At 70.0% G+C, this 13948-nt stretch carries 14 protein-coding genes; 8 read left to right on the top strand and 6 right to left on the bottom strand.

Features of this window, described 5'->3' with window-relative positions; translation table 11 throughout:
• Window positions 1–47: 47 nt before the first annotated feature.
• The 3 genes from ACWD4J_RS04685 to ACWD4J_RS04675 are packed head-to-tail and all read right to left on the bottom strand — an operon-like array spanning window position 48 to window position 2748.
• Window positions 48–809, bottom strand: a complete 762-nt coding sequence (locus tag ACWD4J_RS04685) for an amino acid ABC transporter ATP-binding protein (protein WP_451393830.1) — start codon at window positions 807–809, stop codon at window positions 48–50.
• Window positions 806–1753 carry an amino acid ABC transporter permease gene (locus ACWD4J_RS04680; RefSeq protein WP_451393829.1) on the bottom strand — a complete coding sequence of 316 codons (948 nt, stop codon included), beginning with the start codon at window positions 1751–1753 and terminating at the stop codon, window positions 806–808. The genes ACWD4J_RS04685 and ACWD4J_RS04680 overlap by 4 nt, the downstream gene beginning before the upstream one ends.
• 32 nt (window positions 1754–1785) lie before the next feature.
• Entirely contained in the window at window positions 1786–2748 is a 963-nt protein-coding gene (locus ACWD4J_RS04675; protein WP_451393828.1) for an ABC transporter substrate-binding protein, read from the bottom strand.
• Between the two features lie 526 nt (window positions 2749–3274).
• On the opposite strand from ACWD4J_RS04675, the gene ACWD4J_RS04670 reads away from it, so the two are divergent.
• The 4 genes from ACWD4J_RS04670 to ACWD4J_RS04655 all read left to right on the top strand — a co-directional run bounded on the left by ACWD4J_RS04670 (window position 3275) and on the right by ACWD4J_RS04655 (window position 6596).
• On the top strand, window positions 3275–4498 hold the full coding sequence (locus ACWD4J_RS04670; RefSeq protein WP_451393827.1) for an NAD(P)-dependent malic enzyme: 1224 nt from the start codon (window positions 3275–3277) through the stop codon (window positions 4496–4498).
• 194 nt (window positions 4499–4692) lie between these two features.
• A complete protein-coding gene (locus tag ACWD4J_RS04665) occupies window positions 4693–5655 on the top strand; it encodes a zinc-binding dehydrogenase (RefSeq protein ID WP_451393826.1) in 963 nt (320 codons plus the stop codon).
• Window positions 5656–5808: 153 nt separating this feature from the next.
• On the top strand, window positions 5809–6018 hold the full coding sequence (locus ACWD4J_RS04660) for a helix-turn-helix domain-containing protein (RefSeq protein WP_003997975.1): 210 nt from the start codon (window positions 5809–5811) through the stop codon (window positions 6016–6018).
• Window positions 6018–6596, top strand: a complete 579-nt coding sequence (locus ACWD4J_RS04655) for a Clp protease N-terminal domain-containing protein (protein ID WP_451393825.1) — start codon at window positions 6018–6020, stop codon at window positions 6594–6596. The genes ACWD4J_RS04660 and ACWD4J_RS04655 overlap by 1 nt, the downstream gene beginning before the upstream one ends.
• A gap of 282 nt (window positions 6597–6878) precedes the next feature.
• Here the strand turns inward: ACWD4J_RS04655 and ACWD4J_RS04650 are convergent, their stop codons facing one another.
• Window positions 6879–7955 carry a helix-turn-helix transcriptional regulator gene (locus ACWD4J_RS04650; RefSeq protein ID WP_451393824.1) on the bottom strand — a complete coding sequence of 359 codons (1077 nt, stop codon included), beginning with the start codon at window positions 7953–7955 and terminating at the stop codon, window positions 6879–6881.
• 1 nt (window position 7956) lies between these two features.
• Window positions 7957–8901, bottom strand: coding sequence for a DUF4097 family beta strand repeat-containing protein (locus ACWD4J_RS04645; RefSeq protein WP_451393823.1), 945 nt, complete (start codon window positions 8899–8901; stop codon window positions 7957–7959).
• Window positions 8902–9123: 222 nt separating this feature from the next.
• Here ACWD4J_RS04645 and ACWD4J_RS04640 point away from each other — a divergent pair, with 222 nt between their 5' ends.
• On the top strand, window positions 9124–9969 hold the full coding sequence (locus tag ACWD4J_RS04640; RefSeq protein WP_451393822.1) for a hypothetical protein: 846 nt from the start codon (window positions 9124–9126) through the stop codon (window positions 9967–9969).
• A gap of 106 nt (window positions 9970–10075) precedes the next feature.
• On the opposite strand, the gene ACWD4J_RS04635 is transcribed toward ACWD4J_RS04640, so the two are convergent.
• Window positions 10076–10255 carry a DUF6104 family protein gene (locus ACWD4J_RS04635; RefSeq protein ID WP_028420339.1) on the bottom strand — a complete coding sequence of 60 codons (180 nt, stop codon included), beginning with the start codon at window positions 10253–10255 and terminating at the stop codon, window positions 10076–10078.
• 184 nt (window positions 10256–10439) lie between these two features.
• Here ACWD4J_RS04635 and ACWD4J_RS04630 point away from each other — a divergent pair, with 184 nt between their 5' ends.
• From ACWD4J_RS04630 to ACWD4J_RS04620, 3 genes are all read left to right on the top strand, one after another.
• Entirely contained in the window at window positions 10440–10796 is a 357-nt protein-coding gene (locus tag ACWD4J_RS04630; RefSeq protein ID WP_451393821.1) for a CU044_2847 family protein, read from the top strand.
• Entirely contained in the window at window positions 10789–12783 is a 1995-nt protein-coding gene (locus ACWD4J_RS04625) for a VMAP-C domain-containing protein (RefSeq protein WP_451393820.1), read from the top strand. Before ACWD4J_RS04630 ends, ACWD4J_RS04625 begins: the two co-directional genes overlap by 8 nt.
• Before the next feature lie 153 nt (window positions 12784–12936).
• The gene (locus ACWD4J_RS04620; RefSeq protein WP_451393819.1) at window positions 12937–13947 is read left to right on the top strand and encodes an AAA family ATPase; all 1011 of its coding nucleotides are present in this window, start codon (window positions 12937–12939) and stop codon (window positions 13945–13947) included.
• Window position 13948: the final 1 nt, after the last annotated feature.

The following is a 13948-nucleotide window of genomic DNA, read 5'->3' as shown; positions in this document are numbered from 1 at the left end:
CGAGGATCCCGTACCGCCCCTTGTCGTGTCTGCCGTCGGATCCGGTGTCAGAGCACCTTCGACAGGAACGACTGCGTCCGCTCGTGCTGCGGGTTCGTCAGGACGTCGCGCGGGTTGCCGGATTCCACGACCACGCCGCCGTCCATGAAGACGAGGCTGTCGCCGACCTCGCGCGCGAATCCCATCTCGTGCGTGACGACGACCATCGTCATGCCCGACTCGGCGAGATCGCGCATGACGTCGAGGACGTCGCCGACGAGCTCCGGGTCGAGCGCCGAGGTGGGCTCGTCGAAGAGCATCAGCTTCGGGTCCATCGCCAGCGCACGGGCGATGGCGACGCGCTGCTGCTGGCCGCCGGAGAGCTGGGACGGGTAGTTCCCGGACTTGTCGGCGAGGCCGACGCGGTCCAGGAGTTCCCTCGCACGCTCCCTGGCCTGGGCCTTGTTCAGGCCCTTGACCTGCACCGGCGCCTCGATGACGTTCTCGAGGGCCGTCATGTGCGGGAACAGGTTGAAGCGCTGGAAGACCATGCCGATGTCCCGGCGCTTCATGGCGACCTCGCGGTCGCGCAGCTCGTAGAGCTTGTCGCCCTGCTGGCGGTAGCCGACCAGCTCGCCGTCTACGTAGAGCCGGCCGGCGTTGATCTTCTCCAGGTGGTTGATGCACCGCAGGAAGGTCGACTTGCCGGAGCCCGACGGGCCGATGAGGCAGAACACCTCGCCGGTCTTCACCTCGAGGTCGATGCCCTTGAGGACCTCGACGTGGCCGAAGGACTTGTGGACGCCCTCGGCCTTCACCATGGCGGTCATGCGGTGACCCCCTTCCGGCTCGACAGGGAGAACACGTGGGCCTTCACCTTCTGCCACGGGGTGGGCGGCAGCTGGCGGCTGGAGCCGCGTGCGTAGTACCGCTCGATGTAGTACTGGCCGACGCTCAGGACGGAGGTCAGGATCAGGTACCAGGCGGCGGCGAGGAAGTACATCTCCACCGGCGCACCCGAGGTCTGGCCGATGTCCTGGGCATAGCGGAACAGCTCGGAGAACTGCACCACCGACACGAGCGAGGTCGTCTTCAGCATGTTGATGACCTCGTTGCCCGTGGGCGGCACGATCACGCGCATCGCCTGCGGGACCACGATCCGGCGCAGGGTCCTGCCGTGGCTCATGCCCAGCGCGTGCGCCGCCTCGGTCTGGCCCTCGTCGACAGAGAGCAGGCCCGCGCGGCAGATCTCCGCCATGTACGCGGCCTCGTTCAGGCCGAGGCCGAGCAACGCCGTGAGCAACGGCGTCATGAAGTCGGACCACTCGTTCTTGTAGACCGGCCCGAGGTTGATGTACTCGAACACCAGACCGAGGTTGAACCAGACCACGAGCTGGACCAGGACCGGGGTGCCGCGGAAGAACCAGATGTAGAACCACGCGATGGACGAGGTCACCGGGTTCTTCGACAGGCGCATCACCGCGAGCAGGATGCCCCCGACGATGCCGATCACCATCGACAGGACGGTCAGCAGCAGGGTCTGCCCGACGCCCTTGAGGATGCGGTCGTCGAAGAAGTAGTCGGGGATGGCGCCCCAGTTGATCTTGCCTTGCGCGAACGCGTAGATGATCGCGACGAGCAGTGCGATGGCGATGACCGCGGAGATCCACCGCCCGTAGTGGCGGACCGGAATGGCCTTGATGGCCTCCGGTCCGGCCGCCGGCGACGGAGGGGTGCCCTCCGGGCCTTCCGTCTTGCCGATGTCAACAGTCACGGGTGTTGCCTTTCAACGACGCGTCGTCGTGATCACTTGCCGCCGTTGACGGTGGCCTCGGTGACGGCGCCGTCCGTGACGCCCCACTTCGAGATGATCTTGTCGTACTCGCCGTTCTTGATGATCGCGTCGAGTGCCGCCTGCAGCGCGTCCCGCAGCTCGGTGTTGCCCTTGGCCACCGCGATGCCGTACGGAGCGGCCTCGACCTGCTCGCCGACGATCTCGAAGTCCTTGCCGCCGCCCGAGGTCTTCACCGCGTACGCGGCGACCGGGAAGTCCGAGGAGCCGGCGTCGGCGCCACCGGAGCGCAGACGGGTCTGGGCCTGCTGGTCGTTGTCGAAGGCCTCGATGGACAGCTTCTTGCCGGGCGGGCACTTCTTCGCCTGGGCCTTGGCCAGGTCGTGCGAGACGGTGCCGCGCTGGACGACGATCTTCTTGCCGCACAGGTCGTCCCAGGTCTTGATTCCCTGGGTCTTGCCCTTCGGGGTGTAGATCGAGACGCCCGCGTTGAAGTAGTCGACGAAGTCCACGCCCTCGCCGACCTTCTTGCCGGTGTCGGAGTCGACACCCTCCTGGCGGTCCTTGGTGTCGGTCATGGCCGACATGGCGATGTCGTACCGCTTGGAGCGCAGACCGGTGATCAGCGTGTCGAACGTGCCGTTCTCGAAGTCGAACTTCACGCCGAGCTGCTTGCCCATGGCGTCCGCGAGGTCGGGGTCGATGCCGACCGTCTTGCCGGAATCGTCCTTGAACTCGACCGGTGCGTAAGCGATGTCGGAACCGACCTTGATGACGCCCTTGTCCCGGATCTCCTTGGGGAGCTTGTCGGCCAGCGGGGCCGCGCTCGCCGAGGAGCTGCCCGAGTCGCTCTTCTCGGTCTGGTCACCACAGCCCGTCAGCAGCAGTACGCCTGCGACCGCGATCGCGCCGACCGCGGCGATCCGGGGCTTCGCGGACCTGGCAGCGGTCGTGCGACGGGTGAAGCTTGCGGTCATGGTTGGTTCCTCCGGGTGAAGGCGTTGCCGATCGGTCGACGGGCACGCGCCATCGAGTGTCGCGACCACGTGTGATTACGGCATCTTGCCATTTGGTACGGACCCCTCAGGGCGTCGCCCATGTCAAAATCAGATAACGGGTGAACTCCGAATCCCGTGAGGGCGGCACATCCTGGCCGGACCTTCTGCGGGATCGCCCCCTTCCGGCCGGAGGATCTTCGGCGCATCTCAGCATGTGGGCGCAACGTGGTGGCGAGCTTGAGGCCTACACGGATCTGTCATCGACTTGTCCAGAAAACCGGCTATGAGTCATGTCACCGCAACGATATGGACTCGTCGACGATGGGGTGCGTCAGGTAAGAAGGTTCTTTACACCCCTCATCCGGGGCCCAAGGGCGCGTGTGCGGCGCGCCCGTCGCGTATGTACCCCGTACGCATCGGTGAAATCGGGGCATACGTGGTGCCCGCCCACCCCTAACCAGGAGTGGTCACCCTCAACCCATGAAGACTTAAGGGGTAAAACAAAGTGGCAGCGGAGATCGTCAATCCTCGCAGCGACAGCAGTGCGGGTCAGGAAGGCGAGGGCGAGCCCCTCGATTCGTTCGACCCGGCGTTCGCGCTGCACCGTGGCGGCAAGATGGCCGTTCAGGCCACCGTGCCGGTCCGCGACAAGGACGACCTGTCCCTCGCGTACACGCCCGGCGTCGCCAAGGTGTGCAGCGCCATCGCGGAACAGCCGGACCTCGTCAACGACTACACGTGGAAGTCGAACGTCGTCGCCGTCGTGACGGACGGAACGGCCGTGCTGGGCCTCGGAGACATCGGCCCTGAGGCCTCCCTTCCCGTGATGGAGGGCAAGGCCATTCTGTTCAAGCAGTTCGGCGGCGTGGACGCGGTGCCCATCGCGCTCGCGACCACGGACACGGACGAGATCGTCGACACCGTGGTGCGGCTCGCCCCCTCCTTCGGCGGTGTCAACCTCGAGGACATCTCGGCGCCGCGCTGCTTCGAGATCGAGCGCAAGCTCCAGGAGCGGCTCGACATTCCGGTCTTCCACGACGACCAGCACGGCACGGCGGTCGTCACGCTCGCGGCCCTGCGGAACGCGGCGAAGCTGACCGGGCGGACGCTCGGTGATCTGCGCGCGGTGATCTCGGGGGCCGGTGCGGCAGGTGTCGCCATCGCGAAGATGCTCCTCGAGGCCGGCATCGGCGATGTCGCGGTCGCGGACCGCAAGGGCATCGTCAGCAGCGACCGCGACGACCTCACGCCGGTCAAGCGGGAGCTCGCCGAGATCACCAACAAGTCCGGGATCAGCGGCTCGCTGGAGGCCGCGCTGTCCGGCGCCGACGTGTTCATCGGCGTCTCCGGCGGTACGGTGCCGGAGCCGGCCGTGGCGTCGATGGCCGAGGGCGCGTTCGTGTTCGCCATGGCCAACCCGAACCCGGAGGTCCACCCGGACATCGCCCACAGGTACGCGGCGGTGGTCGCGACCGGGCGCTCCGACTTCCCGAACCAGATCAACAACGTGCTCGCGTTCCCGGGCATCTTCGCGGGTGCGCTGCAGGTCCGGGCGTCCCGGATCACCGAGGGCATGAAGCTCGCGGCCGCGGAGGCGCTGGCGGCGGTCGTCGGGGACGACCTTGCGGCCGACTACGTGATTCCGTCGCCGTTCGACGAGCGGGTTGCTCCGGCGGTCACTGCGGCGGTTGCCGCGGCTGCTCGTGCTGAAGGCGTTGCTCGCCGCTAGGCGAGTGCTCTGTGCTGAGCGGGACTACGGCCCCGCCCGGGTCGGCCTTCGGCCTTCCCCGGGCGGGCCGGTTGTTTCGCCCGCCCACCCACCCGCGCGGGCCGCACTCCGGCTGCGGGTCACAGCGTGCGCGCGGCGTGTGTCACACCCGCGTCCCGTATCGCAGCGCCCCGCTCCCCCCTATCGTCAAGGTCATGTTCGCTGCCTACGCCGCCCGCATTGACCGTGACCAGCCACTCGACGGCCTGGAGTTGGGGGAGCGCCCGGCCCCCGAGGCCCGGCCCGGCTGGACGACCGTGAACGTCAAGGCCGCCTCCCTCAACCACCATGACCTGTGGTCGCTGCGCGGGGTGGGTCTGAGCGAGGACAAACTGCCGATGATCCTCGGCTGTGACGCTGCCGGGATCGACGAGGACGGGAACGAGGTCGTCCTGCACTCCGTCATCGGCCAGACGGGCCACGGGGTCGGGCCGAAGGAGCCCCGGACCATCCTCACCGAGAAGTACCAGGGCACCTTCGCCGAACAGGTCACGGTGCCCGCCTGGAACGTACTTCCCAAGCCGAAGGAGCTGTCCTTCGAGGAGGCCGCCTGTCTGCCGACCGCATGGCTCACCGCGTACCGCATGCTCTTCACCAATGCCGGCGTACGCCCGGGTGACTCGGTCCTCGTCCAGGGCGCCGGAGGCGGCGTCGCGACGGCGGCGATCGCGCTCGGCAAGGCCGCGGGGCTGCGCGTCTTCGCCACCAGCCGGGACGAGGCCAAGCGCAAGCGCGCCCTGGAGCTGGGCGCCGTGGAGGCGGTCGAGTCGGGGGCGCGGCTGCCGGAGCGGGTGGACGCGGTGATCGAAACGGTCGGGGCGGCCACCTGGTCGCATTCCGTCAAGTCGCTGCGGCCGGGCGGCACGCTGGTCATCTCGGGCGCCACGAGCGGCGACCGCCCCTCGCATGCGGAGCTGACCCGCATCTTCTTCCTGGAACTCAAGGTCGTCGGCTCCACGATGGGGACGAAGGACGAGCTGGAGGATCTGCTCGCGTTCTGCGCTGCGACGGGTGTGCGGCCGGTGATCGACGAGGTGCTGCCGCTGGACCGGGCCCGGGAGGGCTTCGAGCGGATGGAGTCCGGTGGGCAGTTCGGGAAGATCGTCCTCACTGTGTGAGCGCGCTCGTCGAACACCGTCTCTTGACGGCCGGTCGGGTCCCCCCAGGGCAACTGCCCTGGGGGGACCCGACCTTTTTGAGGCGGCGACTGCACGTCGGCCTGATGTCAACTATGGTTGACAGGCCGGGTTTGTCAATGTAAGTTGACATGCATGACCGAAGCAACGGATCTCGCCGAGCGTGCAGGTGATCGCGATCCACGTGTCGGGCTGCGGGCCGTCGCCGCGTTGCGGCGGCTGCTGGAGCAGCTCGAAGCGGTTCAGGTGCGCAGTGCGCGCAATCAGGGCTGGTCGTGGCAGGAGATCGCCGCGGAGCTCGGCGTAAGCAGGCAGGCCGTGCACAAGAAGTACGGGAGGCGCTGATGTTCGAACGGTTTACAAAGGATGCCCGCGCTGTGGTGGCGGACGCGGTTCACCATGCCGAGCAGGTGGATGCGGGCTCTGTCGGCGAGGAGCATCTGCTGCTCGCCCTCCTCGACCGGGAGGGGAGCCGGGCCTCGTGCGCGCTCGCCTCGCTGGGTGTCGCGGGCCGCCGGGAGTCTGTCGAGCGTTCCCTGGCCGAGGCGCGGCGGCGCGGCGGACTGTCGCTGGCCGACGCGGACGCGCTTGCGGGGCTCGGGATCGACGTGACCGAGATCGTGTCCCGGGTGGAGGAAGCCCACGGGGTGGGTGCGCTGGCCGGCGACACGGACGGGAGGGCGCGACGGGACCGGGGCCGGCGGACGGGCCGCCGTCCCTTCAGCCCGGAGGCCAAGAGCACGCTGGAGAAGTCCCTGCGCATCGCTCTCGGGCGCCGTGACCGCTCCATCGGCGACGAACACATCCTGCTCGCCCTGATCGCCCGCCCCGGCATCGCCGCCGAGGTGCTCGCCGAACACGGCGTGACGTACGGGGCGGTGGAGCGGGTGCTGGGCGGCGGGGGAGAGGCCAAGGCGAGCTGAGGGGCCGGGCGGCGTCTTGTCCTTGGCCTGATGTCGGCCTGCCGGGTCTGGTTCGGCCCGCCGGTCTGACTCGGGCCTGTCGGCCCCGGTCCTGCCGGTCTGACTCGGGCCTCGGCCCTTGGCCCGCCCGTCTCACGCGGGCCTCGGTCCTTGGCCCTCGGGCCTCGGCCCTTGGCCTGCCGGGTCCCCGGAGTCCTGGACAGATGCCCGGGGCGCGGGGGAGCGTCCGCGTCCGCCGTAAGGCGGTCGGAGGTTCCCCCGCGACCCGCTTGACCCTCGGCTTCAGGCCTTCGGTGTGCGCAGCACCGCTCCGATATGGGCCGCCGCCGTCGACAAGTGGCGGCGAGCGTCACGGAGTTGTTCCTCCGTCACGCCATGGTCGCGGGCCGCGTCGCGGATGTCGTCGCGGAAGCGGTCCAGGAGGCGGTCCAGGTCGCGTGCCGGGTCGCCGGTCGAGGGCTCATGGGCCCAGCCCGGCTCCAGGTCGGCGGGGAAGCCCTCCTGCTCGCCCAGGAACTCGGGCTCCTCAGCGGCCGGACGCGGTTCCGCGGCGCCTGTGCGGTCCCCGGCGCCGACGTCCTTGGCGGACTCCCTCCCGACGTACTTGCCGAAGTCGCCGAACTCCTTGGCCAGTTCGGCGATACCCTCGCGTACCCCTGTCGGCCAGTCACCCCGCGAGAAGTGGTCCTGTACCTGGTCCTGTATGCGCTGGGCGACGCGCTGGAACTCCTCCGCAGCCTGTGCGTGTGCCTTCTCCTGGGCCTCCTTGGCCTGGCGGCGTGCCCGCTGGGCCTCCTCACGGGCCCGGCGGCTCTCGTCCTTCGCGCGCCGTGCCTGCTCCCTCCACTCCTGCTTGGCGCGCTTGAAGTCCTCCTTGGCCTGGCGCCACGCCTCCTTGTCGCCCCACGCCCCGTCGAAGTAGTCAGACGCCTCCGGGAACCCCTTCGCCCCCGTGCCGGCGCGCGACTTGCTGCGGGCCTCCTGTGCCGCCGCCCGTATGTCGCGTCGCAGGTCGCCCGCCGCTCCGCTCACATCGGCGCGGATCTCGGCGGCGAGCTCCGCCACCGACTCGCGGATCTCCAGCTCGAGGTCGGCCAGCTCGCCGCTGCGGTCGGCCAGTTCGTCCCGTCCCGCGTCGGTGATCGCGTAGACCTTGCGGCCGCCCTCCGTGGTGTGCGTGACCAGGCCCTCGGCCTCCAGCTTCGCCAGGCGCGGGTACACCGTGCCCGCCGAAGGCGCGTAGAGGCCCTGGAAGCGCTCCTCCAGGAGGCGGATCACCTCATAGCCGTGCCGGGGCGCCTCGTCCAGCAGCTTCAGCAGGTACAGGCGCAGGCGGCCGTGGGCGAAGACGGGAGGCATGTCAGAGCACCTTCTTGTCGGTCGGGCCGCTGGTCGGGCCGTTAACGGACGGGGACGGCACATCAGGGGACGGGGTGTCAGCGGGTGGACCGCCCAAGGGTCCGTCCGCCGGATCGTCCTCGACAGGTGGCCTGCGCAGCAGCGCGATCGAGCCCGACACCGTCGTCGCCTTCAGCTTCCCGTTGCCGGAGCCCAGCCGGCCGGTGATCTTCTTCGCGCCCCACTGGCCGGTGACCCGCAGGTCCTCGAAGGCGTTCGACAGCGTCCCGCTCGCCGTGTTCGCCTCGACCTCCGCGTCCGCCGGATGCGGCAGGCGGATCGCGATCTCGCCGGACACGCTCGTGAGGCTGACGTCCGTGGGGCCGTCCTTCGGGTCGAGGTCCACGATCATCGAGCCGCTGACCGAATCGGCTCGTACGCACGAACCCGCGCCCTCGACGACCGTCAGGTCGCCGGAGACGGAGTTGAAGCGGAGGTCGCCCCGGACGGCCTGGGCCTCGACGTTGCCCGAGACGGTGTCGGCCCGGGTGCTGCCGGAGAGCCCGAGCAACGTGGTGTCGCCGGTGACGCCCTTGACCTCCGTGCGTCCCTCGATCCCGGTGACGACCGCTCCGGCGCCGACGACGCCGACCTCGACGGCCGTCCCCGCCGGAACGGCCAGCGACACCACCGCGCTGCGCCGCCAGCCCTTGCGGTCGAGCCACTTGAGGAAGCCCTTCCACGGCAGGTCCTCGTACGCCACGGTGAGCGTGCCGCCCGACTGCGTGACGACCAGCGGCGGACCCTCTATCTCCGACACCTCGAGCCGAGCGCCGCCCTCGCGGTCCAGCACGGCTTCGTCGGTACCGACGACGTTCACCGTGCCGTTGACGATGCGCACGTGCAGCGCCGACACCGGGGCGTCGAACGTGAGCTTCTTGGGCTCTGCGACGGACCACTCGGGCATGGGACCGGCCTCCTCGGACGGAGCGACGTCGCCCCCGCGCCCAAGCGCTGAGGCGTGTGGCTACGGACGCGCCATATCGCGTCTACTCCGATACACGATATATCGCGGATACGGAAAGTCAAGACACTCATGGCACTCGTTCCGGGGAACCCGCTGCCCGCGGACCGATACCCGGCTCGGGTATGTGCACCGTTTGGCCGGTATGTGCCCTAGCGTGTGGGTATGTCGCCCGACCCCTCCGCTGCCTCCGACGCCGAACCCGCGCACGTCAGAGCCGCCGGAGCAGTACTGCTGTGCCGGGCCGGGCCCGCCGCCGTGGCACCGGGCGCCCAGCTGCTCAGGGAGCGGATGCTGCTCGCCCAGGCGGGGCCGGAGTGGAGCGTGCTCGTCCCGGAGGGCACACCGTGGCTGCACGGAGGTGAGCCCGTCGACCGGGTGGTGGGGGGCTGGGCCGCAGCCCTCGCCGTGGGGGCGCCCTGGCCGGCGCTCGCCCTGTGGTGGGACGACGACCGCAGCGGCTACACCCTCGCCTCGGGATTCCGCCGCACGGTCGGCTACGAGTGGCTGTCGAACGGCACACCGCTCGGCCAGGACGAGGCGATGCGCACCTTCGCGGCCCGGCTCGGCCTCGACCCGGTGCTGGACATGCAGTCCCTCGACGGACTGACCAGGACCGACACGGAGGCCGACGCGCGTGCCCGCATGCTCGGCCTGATCGCGGTCCTCACGCGCGCGGGGCTGACGCTTCCCGACGGACTCGTTCCCGGCGAGGCGGCACACCGCCTGCGAGAGGTCGCCCGCAGTCAGCCGGACGTTCAGCACATCGAATGGCCCGGCTGGCGCGATGCCGTCCGCGACCAGGTCGACGTGGTCGCCGACACCCGCATCGCCCCCTGGCTCCGGGGCCCGAAAGCCCGGGCACTCTCAGCCGCCCAGCTGGCCACAGGCCTGCCGCTCGCCCTCTGGGGCGTACGCCACCGCAGCGCCGGCTGGGTCGTCGCGGGATCGCTGCTCCTCGTCCACGGAGTGCTCGGACTCGCGTACGACCGGATGGACGCACGCGCTTGACCGATGCCGGGGCGCACGCGACTGGCCGACGCCGGGGCGCACGCGACTGGCTGACGCCCGGACCCACACGACCGACCGACGCCGGGCCCCCGTCGATGCCCGGAGGCTACTCGTCGTCCTCGTCGTCCAGCCGCGCCAGCCAGGTGGCCAGCCGTTCGACCGGGACCTCGAAGTCCGGGTTCAGATCGACGAACGTACGCAGCTGCTCGGCGAGCCACTCGAAGGTGATCTCCTCCTCGCCGCGCCGCTTCTCCAGTTCCTCGATGCCGCGGTCGGTGAAGTACAAGTCGTGCTCCTGATGCGGATGGGTTCCTCTCCCCCCAGGGTATGGGGTCGGCGAACCGCCCGGATTGCGGCGACCTGTGATATCGCCTGCAACCGTTCGGGACAGTAACCTCGTCCTTCCGGATCATCGAGGTCAACTCGCCCGACGGGAGGGTGAGTTGGTGAGCGGACGGGGGAGAGCCGTGGTGGACGGACGGATCCGCAGGATCGAGCTGGACGACGGCAAGATTGTGTACGCCCGTGTCAGCGCCGCCGAGGGGTACGGCGCCGGGGACCGGGATGTCGGTGTCGGAGACAGGGCCGCCGCCAAGCTGGAGCAGCTCACCGAGCTGATCCAGAGAGTCGGCAGCACGGTGCTGGACGCGGCGGCAGCGGCGAAGCCCCATGAAGCGACGGTCTCGTTCGGAGTGGAGCTGACGGCCAAGTCGGGCAAGGCCCTTGCCGTGCTGGCCGAGGGCGAGGCGAAGGCGTCGGTGCAGGTCACGCTCACGTGGCAGCTCGGCGGCGAGGACGCCGGGGCCTCCTCCGGTGCGAATGCCTGAGATACACCCGGACCTCGACGCACTCGCCCGCGCCGCCACCGTCCGCTTCCTTCCCGGCGACCCGTCGGATACGCGGATGTGGGGCAGCGGCTTCTTCGTGGCACCCGGCTGGGTCGTCACCTGCGCCCATGTGCTGCTGCCCTACCTCCGGGAGGACCAGGACCAGGTCTTCAGGGTGGCGGGATCGCCGATGTACCACGGAGTGGAGCCCGTCGAAGCGCGGCTGGAACGCTGGCTGGTCACCGACCCGTGGGCCGACGAGATCGCACCCTCCCGCGACATCGCCCTGGTCAGGCTGCTCGACGACTCCGTGGAGCACGAGTGCGTCTGGATCGGCGACCAGGCCGATCCGCCCATCGGCGACCGCAGGCACGTGTACGGCTTCCGGCCGGAGGACGACGAGCTCGCGCAGCCGTACGAGGTGTGGAAGGGCGACATCGTCAGCAATGTGGACGACGGCCGCTGCTCGGTGCGGTTCACCCCGACCGTGGACTTCCCGCCGGGTGTCTCGGGTGGTCCCGTCCTTGATCCCGTCTCCGGCGCCGTGGTGGCCGTCACCAAGTCCGGCCGGCTGGACCGCGACGGCGGCCGAGCCGTGTCCGCCGTCGCTCTTCGCGGCTTCGGCGCTCTGTACCACCGCGTCATGTCTGCACACGACCGCTGGCACGCCGACCGGCTCCGCTCCACTTCCGGCAGCTGGATCGCCCATCAGCAGCGGATGACGGCGCGCGAGTGGAGCGGCGACGTCTGGTCCCTCGAGGACCGGGTCGAGACGCTGCGGCTGCTCGCGGACCTCGACGGTCCGTCTTCTGCGGGTGCTGTCGAGCTGCTCGCACAGCAGGCCAGGAACCAGCAGTTGGCACGCGGCTATCCGCCGCCCGCCGCCTGGCGGGACGGGCACGGACTGCTCTACGCGTCGGGGAACCCGCTCCCCGCCATCGTGTTCCTGCACTATCTGCGGCTCGTGGTCCTGCTCACGAAGCCCACAGGGGGCGAGGCGGTCCGCCGGCTCGGCGAATGGGTCGGCGAACGGCTGATGAAGGTATCGCCGCACCTGCACGCCCTGGTGAAGGCGGCAACGCTCTCGGACGGCGTCGTGGACGCACGCGGTGAGCCCGCCGTCCCCGCAGGCCCGGACAGGGTCGTCATCCCCTACCCGGGGCCCGACGACGGCGTGCACATCGTCGTCGTCGAACTGGAGCCCCTGCCGTACGACACCGTCCACTGGCAGATACGGATCGACGACGGCAGCGGCGACGACGAGGTCTTCGAGGCGGAGAAGGACCCGCACGGCATCGATCCCCGTCGGCTCGTGGACCGCCTGCGGCAGCCGCTGGAGGAAGCCTTCGAGATCGCCGACGCCGCCAACGGGCATCCGGCCCCGTGTGAAGTCGTGCTCCCCGCCGACTACTTCGACATACCGGTGCACCGATGGGGGCTCGCGCAGATCGCACCCCTGGGGGACGAGGCGCATCTGCCGCTGGGAGTGCGCCGCCGGGTCGTCCTCCGCGCCCTCGAGCGCCGTGGAGTTCAGGACGACGACTGGCAGCGCCGCTGGGCGGCGGCGGCGTCCGCCGACCGGCTCTCCGCCGCCCGCACACCGCCCCAGCAGCCCCTCAAGCGTCATCACCTCAGCGACATGAAGCCCTCCGAGGTCCCGGTGCTGTGCCGGCGCATCAGTGGTGGCCAGGGGCGCAGGGCCGTCGACATGGCGATCGGCACGGGGCACGGGATCGCGCTCTGGCACATCGACGGCCATGCCTCCGGCGCCTGCGGTGACGGCTGTGACGACTTCCACCGGGGTGCGCGCGACCTGCTGGCGGGCGGCTCCGCGCGCGAGCTGCCCGACCGGCTGCGGCACATCAGGGAGGACATACACGAACAGCGTGACCGAGGGCACTGGGCCGAGGCCGTGGCGGTCATGTACGACGACCCGAGACGGCCGGTGCCCGCCGGTCCGGCAGGCCCGGTGAACTCGCCGCTATGAGAGACGCGAAATGCGCGACCACCACGGCGAGTTGGCTGGAAAACGGCCTTGGGCGCCCCCGAACCGGGTACGTTTTCAGGGGCCCGTTGTGGGTGTGGCCCGCCCTCGTCGGCCAGAACACGCGCACCACCGAACGCCGACGAGGAGCGAGTGATGAGTAACTGGCTGATTTACCGCGGTGAAGGGCAGCCGGACCCGTCGCGCATCCAACGGCTTCCGCCGCCCCCACCCTGGCGCGCGTTCAGCGGCGCGCCCCTGCCGGACACTCCTCCGCCCACCGACTCCAGCACCGCCCGGCGGCTGGGCCGCAGCGCACCGCTCCCGATCCAGGACGACGAGGCACTGCAACTCATCAACGCCGCCCTGTACCTGAGGCGCCCCCTCCTGGTGACCGGTGAGCCCGGATCCGGCAAGAGCACGCTGGCCCACGCGGTCGCGCACGAACTCGGCCTCGGGCGGGTTCTGCAGTGGCCGGTCGTCAGCCGCACCGAGCTGCGCGACGGGCTCTACACGTACGACGCCATCGGGCGGCTGCACGACGCGCAGCTCTCGCGCGAGCGAGGCGGCGGTGAGGACGACATCGGCCGCTACATCAGGCTGGGACCGCTCGGCACCGCGCTGCTGCCCGGTGAACGACCGCGCGTCCTGCTCATCGACGAGCTCGACAAGAGCGACATCGATCTCCCCAACGACCTGCTCAATGTGCTGGAGGAGGGCGAGTTCCCCATCCCCGAGCTGGAACGCATCGCGGACAGGGCGGACCTCGGCACCGTACAGGTCCTCGACGACGACGGCCGCAGAGTTGCCGTCACCCACGGCCGGGTGCGCTGCCACGCCTTCCCGTTCGTGGTGATGACGAGCAACGGCGAGCGTGACTTCCCGGCCCCGCTGCTGCGCCGCTGCATCCATCTCCATCTGGAACCGCCCCGTCACGAGCGCCTCGCCGCGCTGGTCCAGGCGCACTTCGGCGAAGGCTCCGACGAACTGCACCGCGACCTCCTGGAGAGTTTCGAGGAGGGCGACGACGACGGCCGGTTCCGCCCCACCGACCAGCTGCTCAACGCCATCTTCCTCACGCAGTACGCCGCGCGGGAGGACCACGTCCGCCGGGAGGACATCGCCGACCTGCTGATGCGCCCGCTCGAGCCACGCCGCCAGCGGTGAC

The sequence above is a fragment of the Streptomyces sp. NPDC002577 genome, assembly GCF_053594815.1.
The sequence above is the reverse complement of the archived record's forward strand: the minus strand, read 5'-3'. Positions and strand labels throughout refer to the sequence as shown.

What these genes read in the sequence shown, in the direction of transcription:
- ACWD4J_RS04685 (WP_451393830.1), bottom strand. Translation starts at nt 809, where the DNA reads ATGACCGCCATGGTGAAGGCCGAGGGCGTCCACAAGTCCTTCGGCCAC.
- ACWD4J_RS04675 (WP_451393828.1), bottom strand. Translation starts at nt 2,748, where the DNA reads ATGACCGCAAGCTTCACCCGTCGCACGACCGCTGCCAGGTCCGCGAAG.
- ACWD4J_RS04665 (WP_451393826.1), top strand. Translation starts at nt 4,693, where the DNA reads ATGTTCGCTGCCTACGCCGCCCGCATTGACCGTGACCAGCCACTCGAC.
- ACWD4J_RS04660 (WP_003997975.1), top strand. Translation starts at nt 5,809, where the DNA reads ATGACCGAAGCAACGGATCTCGCCGAGCGTGCAGGTGATCGCGATCCA.
- ACWD4J_RS04655 (WP_451393825.1), top strand. Translation starts at nt 6,018, where the DNA reads ATGTTCGAACGGTTTACAAAGGATGCCCGCGCTGTGGTGGCGGACGCG.
- ACWD4J_RS04650 (WP_451393824.1), bottom strand. Translation starts at nt 7,955, where the DNA reads ATGCCTCCCGTCTTCGCCCACGGCCGCCTGCGCCTGTACCTGCTGAAG.
- ACWD4J_RS04645 (WP_451393823.1), bottom strand. Translation starts at nt 8,901, where the DNA reads ATGCCCGAGTGGTCCGTCGCAGAGCCCAAGAAGCTCACGTTCGACGCC.
- ACWD4J_RS04640 (WP_451393822.1), top strand. Translation starts at nt 9,124, where the DNA reads ATGTCGCCCGACCCCTCCGCTGCCTCCGACGCCGAACCCGCGCACGTC.
- ACWD4J_RS04625 (WP_451393820.1), top strand. Translation starts at nt 10,789, where the DNA reads ATGCCTGAGATACACCCGGACCTCGACGCACTCGCCCGCGCCGCCACC.
- ACWD4J_RS04620 (WP_451393819.1), top strand. Translation starts at nt 12,937, where the DNA reads ATGAGTAACTGGCTGATTTACCGCGGTGAAGGGCAGCCGGACCCGTCG.